This window comes from Mycobacterium sp. 3-98 (genome assembly GCF_035918355.1).
GTDB lineage: Bacteria > Actinomycetota > Actinomycetes > Mycobacteriales > Mycobacteriaceae > Mycobacterium > Mycobacterium intracellulare.
Genome location: NZ_CP142360.1, coordinates 158,487 through 176,665, shown reverse-complemented (window position 1 = coordinate 176,665; position 18,179 = coordinate 158,487). Strand labels below are relative to the sequence as shown.

Annotated in this window: 20 protein-coding genes; 11 read left to right on the top strand and 9 right to left on the bottom strand. The window is 67.0% G+C overall.

The window, feature by feature from the left end; all coding sequences use genetic code 11:
- Positions 1-4 precede the first annotated feature (4 nt).
- Genes QGN30_RS00930 through QGN30_RS00920 form a run of 3 tightly spaced genes read left to right on the top strand, consistent with a single transcriptional unit; the run spans position 5 to position 2,675 of the window.
- The gene (locus QGN30_RS00930; protein WP_014381661.1) at positions 5-490 is read left to right on the top strand and encodes an NUDIX domain-containing protein; all 486 of its coding nucleotides are present in this window, start codon (positions 5-7) and stop codon (positions 488-490) included.
- 1 nt (position 491) lies between these two features.
- Positions 492-1,397 carry a haloalkane dehalogenase gene (locus QGN30_RS00925; protein WP_038534822.1) on the top strand — a complete coding sequence of 302 codons (906 nt, stop codon included), beginning with the start codon at positions 492-494 and terminating at the stop codon, positions 1,395-1,397.
- Positions 1,398-1,439: 42 nt separating this feature from the next.
- Positions 1,440-2,675 carry a cytochrome P450 gene (locus QGN30_RS00920; RefSeq protein WP_038534824.1) on the top strand — a complete coding sequence of 412 codons (1,236 nt, stop codon included), beginning with the start codon at positions 1,440-1,442 and terminating at the stop codon, positions 2,673-2,675.
- 16 nt (positions 2,676-2,691) lie between these two features.
- On the opposite strand, the gene QGN30_RS00915 is transcribed toward QGN30_RS00920, so the two are convergent.
- On the bottom strand, positions 2,692-3,057 hold the full coding sequence (locus QGN30_RS00915; protein ID WP_038534825.1) for a hypothetical protein: 366 nt from the start codon (positions 3,055-3,057) through the stop codon (positions 2,692-2,694).
- 159 nt (positions 3,058-3,216) lie between these two features.
- On the opposite strand from QGN30_RS00915, the gene QGN30_RS00910 reads away from it, so the two are divergent.
- Positions 3,217-4,467, top strand: coding sequence for an HNH endonuclease signature motif containing protein (locus QGN30_RS00910; RefSeq protein WP_248923342.1), 1,251 nt, complete (start codon positions 3,217-3,219; stop codon positions 4,465-4,467).
- A gap of 312 nt (positions 4,468-4,779) precedes the next feature.
- Positions 4,780-5,241, top strand: a complete 462-nt coding sequence (locus tag QGN30_RS00905) for a DUF2834 domain-containing protein (RefSeq protein ID WP_008263202.1) — start codon at positions 4,780-4,782, stop codon at positions 5,239-5,241.
- 221 nt (positions 5,242-5,462) lie between these two features.
- On the opposite strand, the gene QGN30_RS00900 is transcribed toward QGN30_RS00905, so the two are convergent.
- Positions 5,463-6,533, bottom strand: coding sequence for an ATP-dependent DNA ligase (locus QGN30_RS00900; protein WP_008263203.1), 1,071 nt, complete (start codon positions 6,531-6,533; stop codon positions 5,463-5,465).
- 26 nt (positions 6,534-6,559) lie between these two features.
- Here QGN30_RS00900 and ligD point away from each other — a divergent pair, with 26 nt between their 5' ends.
- Positions 6,560-7,591 (top strand): non-homologous end-joining DNA ligase, encoded by a 1,032-nt coding sequence (gene ligD, locus QGN30_RS00895; protein WP_201408456.1) that lies wholly within the window; start codon positions 6,560-6,562, stop codon positions 7,589-7,591.
- A 597-nt stretch (positions 7,592-8,188) separates the two neighbouring features.
- Here the strand turns inward: ligD and QGN30_RS00890 are convergent.
- Complete coding sequence (locus QGN30_RS00890) at positions 8,189-8,314, bottom strand: hypothetical protein (RefSeq protein WP_326566120.1); 126 nt, start codon at positions 8,312-8,314, stop codon at positions 8,189-8,191.
- A gap of 310 nt (positions 8,315-8,624) precedes the next feature.
- Between QGN30_RS00890 and QGN30_RS00885 the strand changes: the two genes are divergently transcribed.
- Positions 8,625-10,616, top strand: coding sequence for a glycoside hydrolase family 172 protein (locus QGN30_RS00885; RefSeq protein ID WP_248923702.1), 1,992 nt, complete (start codon positions 8,625-8,627; stop codon positions 10,614-10,616).
- Here the strand turns inward: QGN30_RS00885 and QGN30_RS00880 are convergent.
- Positions 10,613-11,248 (bottom strand): cysteine hydrolase family protein, encoded by a 636-nt coding sequence (locus tag QGN30_RS00880; RefSeq protein ID WP_008263207.1) that lies wholly within the window; start codon positions 11,246-11,248, stop codon positions 10,613-10,615. The genes QGN30_RS00885 and QGN30_RS00880 overlap by 4 nt on opposite strands.
- Positions 11,249-11,371: 123 nt before the next feature.
- Between QGN30_RS00880 and QGN30_RS00875 the strand changes: the two genes are divergently transcribed.
- On the top strand, positions 11,372-12,574 hold the full coding sequence (locus QGN30_RS00875; protein WP_008263209.1) for a cytochrome P450: 1,203 nt from the start codon (positions 11,372-11,374) through the stop codon (positions 12,572-12,574).
- Between the two features lie 6 nt (positions 12,575-12,580).
- Here the strand turns inward: QGN30_RS00875 and QGN30_RS00870 are convergent, their stop codons facing one another.
- Positions 12,581-13,165 carry a TetR/AcrR family transcriptional regulator gene (locus QGN30_RS00870; RefSeq protein ID WP_225331789.1) on the bottom strand — a complete coding sequence of 195 codons (585 nt, stop codon included), beginning with the start codon at positions 13,163-13,165 and terminating at the stop codon, positions 12,581-12,583.
- A 114-nt stretch (positions 13,166-13,279) separates the two neighbouring features.
- Between QGN30_RS00870 and QGN30_RS00865 the strand changes: the two genes are divergently transcribed.
- Entirely contained in the window at positions 13,280-13,666 is a 387-nt protein-coding gene (locus tag QGN30_RS00865) for a PPOX class F420-dependent oxidoreductase (protein ID WP_008263216.1), read from the top strand.
- Between the two features lie 22 nt (positions 13,667-13,688).
- Here QGN30_RS00865 and QGN30_RS00860 read toward each other — a convergent pair whose 3' ends face one another.
- The 3 genes from QGN30_RS00860 to QGN30_RS00850 are packed head-to-tail and all read right to left on the bottom strand — an operon-like array spanning position 13,689 to position 15,571.
- Positions 13,689-14,675: an SDR family NAD(P)-dependent oxidoreductase gene (locus tag QGN30_RS00860; protein ID WP_225331788.1), complete on the bottom strand. Its 987-nt coding sequence runs from the start codon at positions 14,673-14,675 to the stop codon at positions 13,689-13,691.
- A gap of 6 nt (positions 14,676-14,681) precedes the next feature.
- Positions 14,682-15,398 (bottom strand): cutinase family protein, encoded by a 717-nt coding sequence (locus QGN30_RS00855; protein WP_008263220.1) that lies wholly within the window; start codon positions 15,396-15,398, stop codon positions 14,682-14,684.
- Positions 15,398-15,571 carry a CsbD family protein gene (locus tag QGN30_RS00850; RefSeq protein ID WP_008263222.1) on the bottom strand — a complete coding sequence of 58 codons (174 nt, stop codon included), beginning with the start codon at positions 15,569-15,571 and terminating at the stop codon, positions 15,398-15,400. Before QGN30_RS00850 ends, QGN30_RS00855 begins: the two co-directional genes overlap by 1 nt.
- A gap of 61 nt (positions 15,572-15,632) precedes the next feature.
- On the opposite strand from QGN30_RS00850, the gene QGN30_RS00845 reads away from it, so the two are divergent.
- Entirely contained in the window at positions 15,633-15,791 is a 159-nt protein-coding gene (locus tag QGN30_RS00845; RefSeq protein WP_014710822.1) for a hypothetical protein, read from the top strand.
- Positions 15,792-15,830: 39 nt separating this feature from the next.
- Entirely contained in the window at positions 15,831-17,108 is a 1,278-nt protein-coding gene (locus QGN30_RS00840) for a serine hydrolase domain-containing protein (protein WP_225331787.1), read from the top strand.
- On the opposite strand, the gene QGN30_RS00835 is transcribed toward QGN30_RS00840, so the two are convergent.
- Positions 17,103-18,164 carry an NAD(P)H-dependent amine dehydrogenase family protein gene (locus QGN30_RS00835; RefSeq protein WP_038534831.1) on the bottom strand — a complete coding sequence of 354 codons (1,062 nt, stop codon included), beginning with the start codon at positions 18,162-18,164 and terminating at the stop codon, positions 17,103-17,105. The genes QGN30_RS00840 and QGN30_RS00835 overlap by 6 nt on opposite strands.
- Positions 18,165-18,179 lie beyond the last annotated feature (15 nt).

The following is an 18,179-nucleotide window of genomic DNA, read 5'->3' as shown; positions in this document are numbered from 1 at the left end:
GTCGATGGCAAAGCTGAGCGCGGGTGTGATGCTGTACCGGACCTGCGACGGCGTCGTCGAGGTCTTGCTCGCACACCCGGGTGGGCCGTTCTGGGCCCGCAAGGACGACGGCGCGTGGTCGATCCCGAAAGGCGAGTACGCCGACGGGGAGGATCCCTGGGCGGCCGCGCAGCGCGAGTTCGCCGAGGAGCTGGGGTTGCCGGTGCCGGCCGGGCCGCGTGTCGACCTCGGTCAGCTGAAACAATCCGGCGCCAAGGTGGTGACCGCCTTCGCCGTGCACAGCGACCTCGACATCACCGACGCGCGCAGCAACACGTTCGAACTGGAGTGGCCAAAGGGGTCGGGCACGCTGCGGCAGTTTCCCGAGGTCGATCGGGTGGGCTGGTTCGCGGTGGGGGCGGCGCGCACCAAGCTGCTGAAGGGCCAGCACGGTTTTCTCGACCGCTTGATGGCGGATCCTGCTGTGGCCGGACTATCCGAAGGGACCTGACATGCAGACACTGCGCACACCCGACGAGCGGTTCGACGAGATTCCTGGTTTCCCTTATGCGCCAAGGTATTGCGAACTGCCCGACGATGATGGCGGTGCGCTGCGCGTGGCCTGGATCGAAGACGGACCAGGAGATGCGGATCCGGTTCTCATGCTGCACGGCGAGCCGTCGTGGTCGTACCTGTACCGCAAGATGATTCCGATACTGGTGGCCGACGGTCACCGCGTCGTCTGCCCGGACCTGGTGGGTTTCGGCCGTTCGGACAAGCCGACCCGGCTCGACGACCACAGCTATGCGCGCCACGTCGAATGGATGCGCGCGCTGGCGTTCGATGTCCTCGACCTCCGCAACGTCACCCTGGTCGGTCAGGACTGGGGCGGGCTGATCGGATTGCGGCTCGCCGCAGAGCATCCCGAGCGGTTTGCCCGGATCGTCGTCGCCAACACCGGGCTTCCGAACGGGGACCAGCCGATGGCCGACATCTGGTGGCGCTTCCGGGAGGCCATCACGTCGGCGCCGGCGCTCGACATCGGCGCGTTTGTGCAGGGCGGCTGTCGCCGGCCGATGAGCAATGCCGAACGCGCGGGCTACGACGCGCCGTTTCCCGCTGACGAGTACTGCATCGGCCCCCGGGCCATGCCCGGGCTGGTGCCCACCTCTCCGGACGATCCCGCCGCGGCGGCCAACAAGGCCGCGTGGGCCAAGCTGTCGGTGAGTCCGACGCCGATGCTGGTCGCCTTCAGTGACAGCGACCCCATCACCGGGCCGATGGCCGCGATCTTTCAGCGCGAGATGCGCGGCGCGCAGGGGATCGACCACCCGGTGATCCGCGGCGCCGGACATTTCCTGCAGGAGGACGCCGGCGAAGAACTGGCCCGCCATATTGTGGCGTTTCTGCGCCGCTGAACGGGCGCGGCCCGGCGGATCGGGGGCGGGCACAATGTCAGGATGACGACCGCGCCCACCGAAGCCACCGAATCCCAGGGGCTATTGCTGCAGCTGCTGGACCCCGCCAACCGGGCCGACCCGTATCGGCTGTGCGCGCAGTTCCGCGACCGCGGGCCGTTGCAGCTGCCCGACGCCAACCTGGCGGTCTTCTTGAGCTACCGCGACTGCGACGAGGTGTTGCGGCACCCGTCGTCGAGCAGCGAGAACGCCAACTCGACGGTCGCGAAGCAGCAGGCCGAGGCCGGCACCGCACCGCCCAGGCAGGGCCCGCCGGGATTCTTGTTCCTCGACCCGCCCGATCACACCCGGCTGCGCAAGCTGGTCAGCAAGGCGTTCGCGCCGAGGGTGGTGAGCGCGCTGCAACCCGACATCCGCTCGCTGGTCGACGGATTGCTCGACCGGGTCGCCGAGAAGGGCCAGTTCGAAGTCGTCGAGGATTTCGCCTATCCCCTGCCGGTCGCGGTCATCTGCCGGTTGCTCGGTGTGCCCCTCGAGGACGAGCCGCAGTTCAGCCGCGCGTCGGCGTTGCTCGCCCAGGCGCTGGACCCGTTTTCGACGATCACCGGCGTGCCGGCGGACGTCGCCAATGAGCGACAACAGGCCGGTACGTGGCTGCGTGATTACTTCCACGGCCTGATCGACAAGCGCCGGTCACGACCCGGCGAGGACCTGCTGTCGGGGTTGATCGCCGTGGAGGAGTCGGGGGATCAACTGACCGAGGAAGAGATCGTCTCGACCTGCAACCTGCTGCTCATCGCGGGTCACGAGACCACGGTGAACCTCATCGGGAACGCCGTGTTGGCCATGCTGCGCAACCCAGGTCAGTGGGCAGCCCTGGGCGCCGACGCCGACCGAGCGCCCGCGATCGTGGAGGAGACCCTGCGCTACGACCCGCCCGTACAGCTGGCTGGTCGAATTGCGCTCGCCGACATGGTGATTGGGGGCGTCGAGGTGCCCGCGGGTGATGTCATGATGCTGCTGCTCGCCGGCGCCAACCGTGACCCCGCCGAATACGACCGGTCCGATGTGTTCGATCCGGAGCGGAAGAACCTGCGGCACTTGGGATTCGGCCGCGGGGCGCATTACTGCCTGGGTGCGCCGCTGGCCCGGATGGAGGCCAGCGTGGCGCTGGCGGCGGTCGCCGCGCGTTTCCCGAACGCACGGTTGGACGGCGAACCGCAGTACAAGACCAACGTCACGCTGCGCGGACTGTCGCAGCTGACGCTCGCGATCTGATCGGCGCTCCCAGGGTTCAGCGCTCCCAGGGAGGGCTTTCGTCCATCTTCTTGTAGTACTTCGCCAGGTGGCTTTTGACCCGATCGACATCGGAGTGGGGCACGTCGATGCCGCCGCGCGCGCCGTCCATGATCGCGCCGGCGGCCATCACCCCGCGCGGCACTGCCTTGAGGGTTCCTCCGATGACGTCGGCGATCAGCAGCTTGTAACCGGTGAAATTGTCCTTTTTGTCGCCGTCGTACCAGACGTGGGCGTCGCGGTACTTCTGGTTCGGGGCCTCCTCGGCGCCGGCCCACTTGCGGACCCGTTTCTCCGCGGCGCCACCGTCCCATTTCCGGTCGCGGTCGGCCAACGGCAGGTCTTGAAACGCTGTGACTGACATACGGGCCGCGTGCCCGCTTCGGCGGGCGTTAAACGTGTGCATTCGAAGTTATCCACAGTTGGAAGTTCCTCCACAGGTTGGCTTTTGGGTTGAGCTTCGGGTGGGCGGGCGTTGTTTGGGTGGCCGGGTTTTGTCGGTGGTGGTTGTGATGATGTGGTCATGTCGTCGATCGCGTCCGCTGACGCTGTGGTGGTCACTGCGAGTGACCGCCTTGAGGTGCTGTTCGGGGAGTTGGCGGAGTTGGCGGGTCAGCGCAATGCGATTGATGGGCGCATTGTGGAGATCGTGGCCGAGATTGATCGTGACGGGTTGTGTGGTGTGACCGGGGCGCGGTCGGTGCCGGCGTTGGTGGCCTGGAAGCTGGGGTGTTCGTCGGCGAACGCGCACACGCTGGCCGCGATTGCGGGCAGGCTCGAGGAGTTTCCGCGCTGCGCCGCCGGCCTGCGGGAGGGTCGGCTGTCGGCCGATCAGGTGGGTGTGATCGCGGCGCGCGCGGGTGAGGGGTCTGATGCGCATTATGCGGAGCTGGCCGCGGTGGCAACGGTCAATCAGTTGCGTACCGCGGTGAAGCTGGAACCGCGACCCGACCCCGGCCCGCGGCCCGAGCCCGAGCCCTCGTTCACCAAGTCCTGCGATGAGTGGGGCGGTTGTTATCGGATCACGCTGGGCCATCATGATGCGGCGAAGTTCGATGCGGCGCTGGCCGCGCATCGTGAGGCGTTGACCGCGCAGTGGAAACACGATCACGCAAACGGCGCGGGTTCATCCGATCAGCGGCCCCCGTTGCCGAGTACGGTCGATGCGTTGATGCGTCTGGTCGAGGCGGGCTGGGACGTCGAGGCGACTCGGCGCCCGCATGGGCAGCACACCACGGTGGTGGCCCACCTCGATGTGGGGCGCCGCGTGGCGGGGCTGCATTTGGGTCCGCTGCTCTCGGATGCCGAGCGCCGCTTGCTGACTTGTGATGCCACCTGTGAGGTGTGGTTCGAACGCGACGGTGAGGTCATTGGGGCGGGCCGGACCACGCGGGTGATCAATCGGCGGCTGCGCCGCGCGCTGGAGTACCGCGACCGCACCTGTGTGGTGCCCGGTTGTGGGGCCACCCGTGGCCTGCACGCCCATCACCTGTGGCATTGGGAAGACGGTGGCCCCACCGAGTTGGCCAACCTGGTGCTGGTCTGCCCCTATCACCACCGGTTGCATCACCGGGGCGCCATCACCCTCACCGGACCCGCCGACGGCCTGACCGTCACCGACGAGGCCGGCCAAATCCTGAGCCCGGGCTCACTCGCGCACCCACCCACCCGACCCCCGCCCGCGGTGCCACCGTGTCCGGGACCTACCGGTGAGCGGGCCGACTGGTGGTGGTATGACCCCTTCCAACCCCAACCACCACCGACAACCAACTAGCTGGCGGAATCAATCCTCCTACGGGATTGGGGCATCAACGGATTCGTTCGTTCGCGACCACGCCGACGCGCGCACCAATGCGAATCAAGCCCGGTGTTTTGGACAGGATCACCGAATTGGCATGGAGCGTTAACCACGCCCTTGGACAAGGCCACCATCGGCATATCGGCAATGTCCGCCGTGCTAGAGCGAAGTCTTCTTTGCCGAGTCGATTGCCTTGCGCCGCATACACCATTGGCAACGCAGGCTCCGGGCTACGAGTGAATGGGCCATTTTGTGCCATCGCCCGTTTGGTTCGTTCTACCTTGAGGCATGACTACAACCGACCGAGCGGACCAAGCATCATCGGTCCCTACGTCCCGCAAAATTCTTTGCATCGTCTACGGCGCTATCGCGGTCGCCGCGCTCATCGCGACGTGGAGCCAGACAATCACGTACGTTCACAGCCCGACCGACTTTTTCGTTAATTTCTGGCGCGACACCAAAACGACTGCGGCCTCGCGCAATATCACAGCCGACGCCCTGATGCTGGCCCTGAGTGCCGTCATTCTGATGGTGATCGAAGCCAGGAAATACAACCTGCGATTCGTCTGGCTGTACATTGTGGGATCGTTCTTCATCGCCGTCAGCGTGATGTTCCCGCTCTTCCTGATCGCGCGCGAATTGCGCCTGCGCACAGCCGACGTGCCACGCCTTGGCAGGACGGACACAATTCTGCTCGCGGTTGTCGCCGTCTTGACCCTGGCCCTGACTATCAGGATCGACATGGGGTGACCACTTAACGCGACCTTTCACTTGTACGACTGACAGTGGTCTGACGGCACCACGGTGTGGACCTGACCCAGCTAACCGACGTTGAAAGCCGTCCGGGCACCTGGCTCTTGTGTCCGAAGGTATGCCCGGCGGAGGCAAACTAACCAGTGCCGCAAGGCGTTTCAGATCCGCGGTAATCGCGGGTCGTGATGGCCGCAGCGTCGCGGAAGGAACCCTTCCTTTCAGCCCGGGCCGAGGCCCGGCACGATCTCGCCGAGGCTGAACGTCACCGGCTGTTCCAGCTGTTCGTAGGTGCACGAGCGCGGGTCGCGGTCCGGACGCCACCGATTGAACTGCGCGGTATGGCGAAACCGCCGACCCTCCATGTGGTCGTAGCGGACCTCGACCACGCGCTCGGGCCGCAGCGGCACGAACGAGAGGTCCTTGCCGGCGTTCCACCGCGAGTATTCGTTTTTGCGGGGCGTTCGCTCGCCGGCCTCGTGGGCGGCCCAGTTCCACGGATGGTCCGCGAAGTCGGTGACGAGCGGCTGCAGTTCGGCGAACAGGCGGCGCCGCTCGGCCATCGGGAAGGCGCCGATGACGCCGACCGAGGCCAGCTGCCCGTCGTCCTGGTAGAGCCCCAGCAGCAGCGACCCGATCGCGTCGGCGCCGGACTTGTGGACCCGATAGCCGGCGACCACACAGTCCGCGGTCCGTTCGTGCTTGATCTTGAACATCACCCGCTTGTCCGGCTGGTAGGTGACGTCCAGGGGCTTGGCGATCACGCCATCGAGGCCGGCGCCCTCGAACTCGTCGAACCATCGCTGCGCGGTGCCCAGATCGGTCGTCGCCGGCGTGACATGGATCGAGCGACCCGATCCGCCCACCGCATCGACCAGGGCCGCCCGCCGCTCGCTGAACGGCCGCCGGGTGTAGTCGTCGCCGCCGAGCGCCAGCAGGTCGAACGCGATGAAGGACGCGGGCGTCGCCTCGGCGAGCATCCGCACCCGCGAGTCGGCCGGGTGAATGCGTTGCTGCAGCGCCTCGAAGTCCAGGCCGTGGTCGGTGGCGATGACGATCTCCCCGTCGATCACGCAGCGCTCCGGCAGCTCGGCCCTGACCGCGGCGACCAACTCCGGAAAGTAGCGGGTCATCGGCCGCTCGTTGCGGCTGCCGAGCTCGACGTCGTCGCCGTCGCGGAAACAGATCGACCTGAATCCGTCCCACTTGGGCTCGTACGACGCGTGGGGCGGGATAGCGCGAACCGACTTGGCCAGCATCGGCGACACCGGCGGCATGACAGGGAGGTCCATAGCCTGATTGTGCTGGAATCGGTGGTATGGCTGCTGCAGAAGAGGTCGACGTCGACGGTGTCGCGGTCCGCCTGACCAATCCCGACAAGGTGTATTTCCCCAAGCTGGGATCGAAGGGCACCAAGCGGCACCTGGTCGAGTACTACCGCGCCGTCGCCGGCGGCCCGATGCTCGACACGCTGCGCGACCGGCCCAGCCACCTGCAGCGGTTCCCGGACGGCATCGACGGCGAGGAGATTTATCAGAAGCGGATTCCCCAGCACCACCCGGACTACCTGGAGACGTGCCAGGTGACGTTCCCGTCGGGGCGGACCGCCGACGCGCTGAAGGTCACCCATCCCGCCGCGATCGTGTGGGCGGCGCAGATGGGCACGATCACCCTGCACCCGTGGCAGGTGCGCTGCCCCGACACCGACCACCCCGACGAGCTGCGCATCGATCTGGATCCGCAGCCCGGCGTCGCATTCGAACAGGCGCGCACCGTCGCGGTCGACGTGTTGCGGCCGCTGCTCGACGAGCTCGGTCTGGTGGGCTACCCGAAGACATCCGGGGGTCGCGGGATCCACGTCTTCCTGCGGATCGCCACCGACTGGGATTTCGTCGAGGTGCGCCGCGCGGGCATCGCGCTGGCCCGTGAAGTGGAGCGCCGTGCGCCCGACGCCGTCACCACCGCATGGTGGAAGGAAGAACGGGGCGAGCGCATCTTCGTCGACTTCAACCAGAACGCCCGGGATCGGACCATGGCGTCGGCCTATTCGGTGCGACGCACGCCGATCGCGACGGTGTCGATGCCGCTGACTTGGGACGAATTGGCCGGTGCCGAGCCGGACGACTACACCATGGCGACCGTGCCCGAGCTGGTCGCGCGCCGGGAAGACCCTTGGGCCGCAATGGATGATGTTGCCCAGTCGATCGCGTCGCTGCTGGAAATGGCCGAGGCCGACGAAGAGCGTGGCTTGGGTGACATGCCGTATCCGCCGAACTATCCGAAGATGCCCGGGGAGCCCAAACGCGTTCAGCCCAGCCGGGATACGGATCGCAGGAACGGGAAGAAGTAGCCCGAAATCCGTCACGGGGTCAGTCGGAGGTGATGGGCTACCCGGGTCACGCTGGGCCCGCGCTTACCCCTCTCGTATAGACGAACCACCGGACCATGCGAGCATCTCAAACGGTATCACTCGCCGGCAATGGTTGGACAGAGCCTTTGCGCCCCAGTGGTTTAGGCGATACACGCCCCAGTCACACGAGTTTCTCTACCCGAACTGCCAGGGTTTCGGGGCTGACCGCTTTCAGCGCTCTTTCGCTCAGGCGATCAGTTTACCCCGAACCCGCACAGGCTCAGCAAGAAATTCGCGAAGAGCGTGCGCACGGCCCGAAGGATGCGCACGCCATCGCGTCGCTGAGGTGTCGGTCATGCTCAAAGTGACCGGAGCGGGCCCCGGCGATCGATGTAAACCGTTGGTGCCCAACGACTTCACGCCGCACGACCGCGTTAGCATTGTCACGGCGTCGTCCGATATACGAGGGGATGTATCGGCTTCGGCTGTGCGAGTAACTGGCACCCAATGCCATTAACGCCGCATTGATAAGTACAAATGGGCCCTACCTGGTAATGGGTGCCAACGGCGGAAGCACCTGATGGCCGAAGTTCGGCCCTACAACGTGCAGGTGGCGACCGGTGAGCAGTCGACAGTGAGGGGCAGGGTGCATCCCGACGCCGTCAGTGCGGTGAAGGTGAGGAGAAGGCCGAGAAGAACAACCTTGTATTTCAATCCAGACATAACCACTCCCTTCGTAGGAGAATTCTTACGCCCGAGAAGCGTTATAGTACGTGAGTACAATGCGGAATGCCATGGGATTCAGTGAAATAGCGTCGATTTACGTCAACTGATTGAAGTCCATCGCGGCGGGCCAATTTTTAGACTGGAATGGCGCGTTTCCGCCGCACCGATGCCGGTCGCATGGTGCGAACTGGCAACACCGCGAAGGTGTTTCGTGCGGCAGAGGCGGAGACGGCATCAGGCCCGAAGAAAAGTAAGCTCCGTTGTTATGCCGGTGGCTTCTCGGGCGTGGACTGCGGCCTGCGCGCTGATGCTGTGGGCCGCCGCCTGCGTCATCGCGCCCGCAGCGGCCGAGCCGCCGGCCGCCGGTCTCGGCGAGAAGACGGTCGGCTGGGACACCTACCGCCGGTTGGATCGGCTGCCCTATCTGGACGCCGAATCGCAGACCCTGCAGGTGTCGAGTTTCGATCGCAGCGGCGGCGATTTCGACATTTCGACCGGTAACCGCAACGGCACCGGCGGGTGTTTGGCGCCGGGCGGCGCGGGCTGCGTCATCGCGGAGGATCACGGTGCCGGGGAAGTTGATTCGATCTGGTTTACCCGTGACGGGGGCAATGTGCGTGCCATCGGGCACATCCGCATCGAGCTGGATGGGCAGACCGTCGTGGACACACCGCTGCAATCGCTGGTCGACGGGGAACTGGGCGCCCCGTTCGCGTGGCCGCTGGTGGCCAACGCCGCCCAGTCGCCGGGCGGGGTCTATATCAAGGTGCCGATGCCCTATCGGCGGTCGATGCGGATCAGCGTCGCGTCCCATCTGGAGTACTACCACGTCGACTATCGACAGTTCCCGAATGCCGCTGGGATAACTACCTTTTCGCCCGCCGATCCCGCGCTCGATGTGTTGGACACCCTGCGCGCCGCGGGGACCGCCGACCCCAAACCGGCGACAGGCACTGCAACGCAGAGCAATCGGGTCATCGATCTCCCTGCCGGGACCGAACAAACCGTCGCCGAGACGAGCGGTCCGGGCAGCATCTCGGCGCTGCGGCTGCGGCTGCCCGCCGCGGCGGATCAACTCCTGACCGGATTGCGCCTGCGGATCGAATTCGACGGCCGGACCTTGGTCGACGCGCCCCTGGGGGAGTTCTTCGGCGCGGGACTCGGCGCCAACCCCGTGCGATCGCTGATGTTCGCCGCCGATCCACAGCCCGACGGGTCGCTGGTCTTGTGGGATTGGTGGCCAATGCCTTTCGCGAACTCGACCCGCGTCACCCTCGTCAACACCACCGCCGCCACGGTGCCGGGGATCGCCGGCGACGTCACGACGACGCCCGACGCGCAATGGGCGGCGGCGCTGGCCAGCGGCCGCGCCGGCTACTTCACCGCCCGCGCCCATGCCGGCCCGACCATCCAGGGCCAGGACTGGGTGTTCGCCGACGAACAGGGCCACGGCAAATTCGTCGGCGTCAGCCACACCATACGGGGCCAGCGGACCAAAACGGCGTTCAGCGACGGCGCCCCTTACTTTCTCGAAGGCGCCGAGCGGGTCTACACCGACGGCGCCGCATCCCCGCAGTGGTACGGCACCGGCACCGAGGACCTCTACGAGGGTGGCTGGTACTTCAAAGACGGCACCCACTTCAGCGACCCGCTCAACGGCCAGCCCGACCAGCGCACGGCGACCGGCGGGTGCGCGGACTACTGCGTCGCCGTCTACCGGATCATGCTCGCCGACGCGATCGGGTATCACTCCGCACTCCGCTTCGGCATCGAGCACGGCAAGCGCAACATGGTCCAACCCGACTACAGCTCAACGGCATTCCTCTACACACAGCCGGACGCGGTCCTCACCGGCAGCGACGACGTCCGCCCCGCCGACCCCGTCGATCGCGTCCTGCACGGCTACACCGATGCCGACGCCACCGATCAGCTGCTGGTCAGCGAATACGAGGGCACCGAGGACACCCTGCCCCTCGTCGGCTCCGTCCGCAGCACCCAGGGCGCGATCACGTTCCATGTCCAGGTTGATCCGGGCAACCACGGTGTCCTGCTGCGCCGCACGTCGGACCAGGCGACCGGCTTCCAATCGGCGGACGTCGCGGTGGACGGCGTGCCCGCGGGCACGTGGCTTCAGCCGCGCAGCAACACCTTTCACCGCTGGCTGGACGACACCTACCTGGTGCCGCAGTCGGTCACCGCGGGCAAAGCGCAGCTGACCATCACCCTCACGCCCGCGGCGGATTCGCCGCCCTGGACGGCCAGCCGCTACCACGTCGACGCCCTCACGGGCCCGGCCTAGAGCGCGGCGATCGCGGCGACGGCCTCGTCGGCGGTTACGATGGCCGAGGCGTAGTTGGGCAGATTGACCTCGAGGGCGGCGCGCATCTCGGTGTCCGAATAGTCGGCCGTGGCGTCGCGGACCACGGTGACGTCGTAGCCGAGTTCGGCGGCGAACCGCACCGTCGCCTCCACGCAGGTATGCGCGATCAAGCCCATGACGATGACCTGCTCGATGCCGTGGCGCTTGAGTTGCAGATCCAAGTCGGTGTTGGCGAAACCGCTGGAACACCAGTGCTCGTGAGCGACGACGTCACCGGGTTGCGGTTCGAACCCGGGACGGATCTCGCCGCCCCAGGTGCCGTATTCGAACGTCTTGCGCGACCAGGCGGCCCGCTGCACCGGCGCGATGTGCTTCCACGTTTCGTAGTCGCCCGGCCGGTAACGGCGATGCAGGGCATAAAAGACGCGGAGGTTCGCGCCGCGCGCCGCGTCGAGCACCTGCTGCATGTGGGTGACGCAGCCATTGCCTTCGATGACGCCTTTCAGCCGGTCCCACACCTTCCCGCCCGGGGAAATGAAGTCGTTGTAGGGGTCGATCACCAGGAGCCCGGTCGCCGCCTTGTCGTATGCCACCGGATCATCATCGCGCACGGCTTGGCGACCTTGACGGATTCGCGGAGATGCTGCTAGACATGGCCTGCGCCACGATTTTGGGCGATCGCCCAAAATCGACGGGCGCAGGGATGCCGGCGGCTGCCCGAAGTGAGGAAATCGATGACCGTCACCAATGACACCGACGTCTACTACGACCCCTACGACGTGGGCATCAACGCCGACCCGTATCCGACCTATGCGCGGCTGCGCGATGAAGCCCCGATCTACTACAACGAAAAGTACGACTTCTGGGCGCTGTCACGGCATTCCGACGTCGAGCGCGGATTGGCCAACTGGGAAACTTTCTCCAACAAGCGAAGCGACATCCTCGAGCTGGTCCAGTCGAAGTTCGAGATGCCCGGCGGCGTGATGATGTTCCAGGACCCCCCCGAACACACGAGGCTGCGCGGCCTGATGTCCCGCGTCTTCACGCCGCGCCGGATGGCCGCCCTCGAGGACCAGATTCGGCAGTACTGCGTTCGGTGCCTGGACCCACTCGTCGGGTCCGGGGGATTCGACATCATCGCCGAGCTGGCATCGATGATGCCGATGCGGGTGATCGGGATGCTGTTGGGAATCCCGGAATCCGAGCAGGTCTCGGTGCGCGACGCCAACGACGCCAACCTGCGCACCAAGCCCGGCGCCCCCCTGAAGGTCGCCAACGCCGACTCCATCGCCGACGGCCGGATCTACGCCGACTACGTCGAATGGCGTTCGAAGAATCCGTCCGACGACCTGATGACGACGCTGCTCAACGTCGAGTTCGACGACGACCAGGGTGTGCACCGCAAGCTGACCCGTAAAGAGGTGCTGCATTACACCCAGGTTGTCGCCGGGGCGGGTAACGAGACGACCGGCCGGCTGATCGGCTGGCTGGCCAAGGTGCTCGCGGAGCACCCGGATCAGCGCCGAGAGGTGTACCGGGACCGGTCCCTGTTGACCCGCACCGTCGACGAGACGCTGCGCTTCGAACCCACCGGCCCCCACGTCGCCCGTTGGATGGCGCGGGATTTCGAGTGCTACGGCACGACGGTGCCGGCCGGCAGCGCCATGCTGCTGCTCTTCGGCGCCGCCAACCGCGACCCCCGCCGCTACACCGATCCGGACACCTACAACATCCGACGCGACAACATCTCGCACATCACGTTCGGCAAGGGCGTGCACTACTGCCTGGGCGCCAACCTGGCCCGCCTGGAAGGCCGCGTCGCGCTCGACGAGATCCTCAACCGTTGGCCGGAATGGGACATCGACTACGACACCGCACAATTGGCGTCGACGTCCACGGTGCGCGGCTGGGAGCGGCTGCGGGTCGTGCTGCCTTAACGGGCGCTAAGAGGGCAACTCGAAACGGTCGATGAGCCGGTTGACGAGGGCGACGGCTTCGTCATGGCCCGCCGTGGTGCCGAGCGCCTGTTCCAGGATCAGCATGCGGCCGATCGCCGCGATGATGACCGCGATCCCCGCGGGCGGAAATTCGCCCCGGTCCAATCCGTGTTCGCGGACGATGAAATTCAATGCGGTGGTTTGCGTTTCGCGCCATCGCTCCGACCACGCCGCGATCTCTGCCCCGATCTCCTTGCGATGGTTGGCCAGCCCCATGAACTCCAACAGCAGCCGGGTGTCCTTCGGCTCGATGAGGGTTTGCCAGAAGGCGTGCAGTGGGCGGTCGGAGGCCAGCGCCTGCTTTTGGCGCTCCAGATAGGCGGCGGCCCCGCGCCGGAAGACGTCGAGGTACAGCTCGTCCATGGTTGGGAAGTAATAGTGGACCAGCGCTGGTTTGACGCCGGCCTCGTTCGCCACCCGCCGCGACGTGGCCGCGGCGTAGCCGTCCTCGACCATGATATGGATCGTCGCGTCGATCAGCATGTCGCGAGTGGTGGAGTCGCGCGCCTTCGGCCGTCGGGGGGCGGTCATGGTGTACGTCTTTCCCGCAGGGATGCGTAGCCTTTTGGGCAATCGCCCAAAAGCTTAGCCCAGGGTCGTGCCGACCATGATTAGGAACTGGCGCGACGGGGCAATGGAGGTGTCATGGCCCCCAGTTTCAGCGACGTCATCCGATCCAAGTACCTGCTGTTGACCACGTTCACCAAGGACGGTCGGCCCAAGCCGACCCCGGTCTGGGGGGCGCCCGACGGCGACGGCAAGCTGTTGGTGATCACCGACGACGGTTCGTGGAAAACCAAGCGGATTAACAACACGCCCAGGGTGACGATCGCCAAGAGCGCGGCGCTGGGCAAGCCCAAGAGCGACGAGGTCGAGGCCGTCGCCCGGGTACTGCCGAAGTCCGAGACGCGGCGCGTGTACAACGCCGTCCTCAAGCGGTACTGGTACCACGCGTGGTGGTTCTACGCGCACACGATCGTCCGCGGCGGCATCGACAAGGTGCACGTCGGCCTGGAGATCACACCCGCCTGAACGGCCCTGAACGGCGTTGCGGCTATTCGCTTTCCGCGCGCATCGCCGCGAACGTGTCCGCCACCGTCTGCTGCGGATCGCGATAGGTGATGCCCAGTTCTCGTTCGCTCGGGGAATCGTCGGACGCCGGCATCTGGGTGTAGTACTGCATTCCCGCCGAGGTGAACGGGGTCTCGAAGGGCAGGAAGCGATTCGCCCGATCAAGCACCGCCCCGGCCACCCGCAGCGCGGTGTCGGGGATCGGGACCGCCACCATCGGCGTCCCGGCCACCTGGCCGAGCAGGTTCGCGAGGTCGGCGGCGGGCACCCGGTGGCCGCCCGCGGTGTAGCGCCGCGGCCCGCGCCCGGGTTCGAGCAACGCCGCGTGCAGGGCGGCCAGGTCGCGGACGTCGACGATCAGCCATGCCGCGCTGCGCCCCGGGATCGCATGCATCTGCACGGCCGCTCGCACGCCCTCGCCGGCCTCACCGAACTGGTCGCCGACCGGCGGCCCGAGCACCATCCCCGGATAGGTGATGCTGACCGGCGCGCCCGCATCCTGCAGGCCGCGGGCATAGATCTCGACCTGCGCCTTGGACGTTCCGTAGCCGTCGGCCCCACCCACCACCGGCAGGTCCGCCGTCAGCGTCTCCAGGTCCGGACGGAACAGCGCGGTGAAACTCGACACATGCACGATCGGATCCAGACCGAGCTCGACGGACTGGCCGAGCACGTTCTGGGCGCCCTGCATGTTGGTGGCGAGCATCTGCGGCGTCTGGCGCGGATCCGTGGCCACCAGGGCGGCGCTGTGCACGACGGCGTCGCATCCCTGCAACGCGTCTCGCACCGCGACGCGGTCGGTGATGTCAGCGACGGCGAAGTCCGAGGTGTCCACACCCAGCTTCGCGACGGTGGTCTGCAGCTTCGCCGGGTTGCGGACCAGGAACCGCACCGAGTGTCCCGCGTCGAAAACGGCCTTGGCGGTCCACCCGCCGACAAAGCCCGTACCGCCCGTGATGAGGACCCGCATGCCGGCCTACAGGCGGCCGGCGACGAAATCGGCGGCCTGGCTGGTCATGCCGTTTCCCGGGTAGGAGGTGTGGGCGGCCAGGCCCCCGTCGCCGCCGCTGGCACAGACCGGATCGCCCGGCGCGCACAGTTGGATCGTCTTGGGCGCATACAGCGGCCCGATGGTGAGCGGCGGCGCGTTGTACTTCTGCAGGAACTGCCCCGTCGGCGTGCCGAACAGCGTGACGGCGGCGACGTGTTGCGCGATGGCCGGCGGCATCGGCGGCGGCACCTTGTCAGCGGGAACGCCCGGCGGCACGGTGGCCGAGGTGGTGTAGCCGGCCACCGCGGCGCCCTGCGAGTAGCCGCCGAGCACCTCGCGGGTGTTGGGGCAACTCGCCACCATGGACTCGATGTGCGAACTGGCGTCGCGGATTCCGTCGATGACGGTCCCCGGGAACGCGGGATTGTCGAAGTCGGTGCTGGCGGGGTAGTTCACCGCATACACCGTCAGCGACTTGGCGCCGATCTCCGAGCGCAGCGCGTCCACGAACGGCCGGCCGATGCCGCCGATGCCGGGCGGCTCGCCGGATCCCCGGGCGAACACCACCTCGACGTCGGGACACGGTTCGGCCGTCGCCGAGGGCGCGCTCGCGACCGGTGAGCCGAATACGGCTGCCGCTGCCAACAAGGGCAGCGGCAGGCGGCGCATCGACCGGACGGCCAACACATTCCGGATTGTCATTACTTTTTGAACGCGTCCTTCACCTTTTCGCCGGCGTCTTTCAACGCGGACTTCGCTTGATCGGCCCGCCCTTCGTCCCGGGTTTGGGCATCGCCCGTGGCTTTGCCGAGGGCTTCCTTGGCGCGGCCGCCGAGGTCCTCGATCTTATTCTTCAACTTGTCTTCGGCGCTCATGGCGTGCTGGCTACCCGGGAGCAGCAGATATCGAAACACCGGCCCTGTCATCATGGACGCTGTGAGCACCGCGATCGTGGTGGCAGTAGTGGCGGGCCTGATGTTGCTGGGCATCGGCATGGTGGTCAATCAGCTGCTGCGGCTGCGCCGCTATCTGAGGGACGCGCCGCCCGATCAAATCCCCGGTGAGAATCCCGAGCCCCCGCGACAACCCGACTGATAGCTTCATTCGGATGACCACTCCAGACGTCGCGGCGCAGTGACACCGTCGACCCTGCTGATCACCGGCGATGGTTTGCCACGCGGTGTGTCCGGCGCCGCCGACCCGCGCTTCGCCAACGTCGTCAAGCTGTTCTCCCAGCTGTTCCCCGGCCGCCGGTTCGGCGGGGGAGCCCTGAGCGTCTATGTCGACGGCGTGTCCGTCGTGGACGTCTGGACCGGGTGGTCGGACCGGGCCGGCACCCAGCGCTGGACCGCCGACACCGGCGCGATGGTGTTCTCGGCTACCAAGGGCATCGCGTCGACCGTGATACACCGGCTCGCCGACCGCGGCCTGCTGTCCTACGACGCGCCCGTCGCGCAATACTGGCCCGAGTTCGGCGCCAACGGGAAGGCCGAGATCACGGTCCGCGACGTCTTGCGGCACCGATCCGGGTTGTCGCACCTTCGGGGCGTCACCAAAACCGAGTTGATGGACCACCTGCTGATGGAGGATCGGCTGGCGGCCGCGCCCGTCGATCATCTGCGCGGCGTGCAGGCCTACCACGCGCTCACCTACGGGTGGCTGTTGTCGGGTCTGGCCCGGGCGGTGACCGGTAAGGGGATGCGCGAGCTGATCCGCCAGGAGGTCGCCCGTCCGCTGGACACCGACGGGCTGCACCTGGGCCGCCCCCCGCGAGGTTCACCGACGACGGCCGCCGAAATCCTGATACCGCAGGGGCGGCTGCGTGCCCCGGTGTTCAACTTCATCGCGCCGCGACTGGCCGGCCTGCCCTTCTCCGGGGCGCTCGGCGCGATGTACTTCCCGGGCGTCATCTCGCTGATCAAGGGAGACACCCCGTTCCTGGACGGCGAGGTCCCGGCCGCCAACGGCGTGGTGACCGGGCGGGGACTGGCCAAGATGTTCGCCGCGCTGGCCAACGACGGCCGCATCGACGGCAAGAAGTTCCTGTCCGACGAGCTGGCACGGGGGCTCGCCGGGCAGGCGCGGCGGAAGTGGCCCGACGCAAACATGGTGGTGCCCATGCCTTTTCACCTCGGGTACCACGAGTCGCCGGTTCCCGGCCTGCTCCGCGGCTTCGGCCACGTCGGGCTGGGCGGAACGCTCGGCTGGGCCGACCCCGAGACCGGCAGCTCCTTCGGCTTCGTGCACAACCGGCTGCTGACGCCGCTGCTGTTCGACATGGGATCCTTTGCGGGCCTTGCGCGTCCGCTGCGCAACGCCATCGAGGCGGTCCGCGATCAGGAGCCGCTCGCGGTGCCGCCGCTGGGCGCGCGCTACGCCAAACCCGCCCGGCGGCGCAGCGCGGCGCTATGACCCGATGTGCGCGTTGCCGCGGGGCAGCGTCAGCGGGAGGTCGGCGTAGGTGGCGATGCCGGGTGCCGCGGCGACGACGGCGGGGATCGCGTTGATGGCCGGCATCGCGGTCATGATGTGGCCGAGGTCCATGAACTCTTCGATGGTGGTGGCTTCGAAGTAGGGCGGCGGCAGGAACCCCACCTTGGTGGTCACCGTGGGCTGCCCGTCGATCTGGATGACCCAGCCGTCCTGCTCGATCTTCCAGTCCGGATCGAGCGTCTGCCCCTTGCGCCACCGCACGTTCAGGTCGATCAGGGTCTGTCCGTTGACGATTCCCTGCCAGCTGATGTACGTGCCCGCGACGTGTCCCGCGGGGATGGTCCAGGACGCCATCACGAGGTCCTCGGTGGTCTGGGCGAACTCGGCGACGCAGCGCACCTCGTCGAGCTCGACGCCGAGGGCGTCGCCCACCAGCCGGACGGCCTCGCCGAAGATCGCCGTCCCCTTCGCCGCCATCGCCGGCAGGTCCGGATGGTCGATCGGCTGGCCGAAGCCCACCGGCTTCTCTGTCTCGGGCGAGTCATAGAACGTGGTGTCGGCGGCCTCGTTGACCGTGACCTTGTCGATCCGGTTGCACACCATCGCCGACACGATGGCCAGCAGCTCGGCGAAACCCGGGCTGACGCCGGACCCGAAGATCGTGGAGCCGCCCTTCTGGCAGGCCTCCGCGATGCGCTCGCGGTCGTCGCCGAGGTTCCCGCCGGTGATGAACGACGCGGTGGTCACCACGTTGACGCCCGCGGACAGGATGCGGACCAGCTCGTCGACGTCGAACCACATCGGGTTGTAGACCACGCAATCCGGCTTGAGGGCCAGGAGCTCGTCGACGTCGTTGGTGGCCGCGACGCCCACCGGCGCGATCCCGACGAGCTCACCGGCATCGCGCCCGACCTTGTCCTTCGACCAGGCGAAGCACCCGACCAATTCCAGCGTGGGGTTGGTGACGATCGACTTCAGCGAGCTCTTGCCGACGTTGCCGGTGTTCCACTGAACCACTCGATAGTTGTTTGGCACTCGCTCAGCATAGGG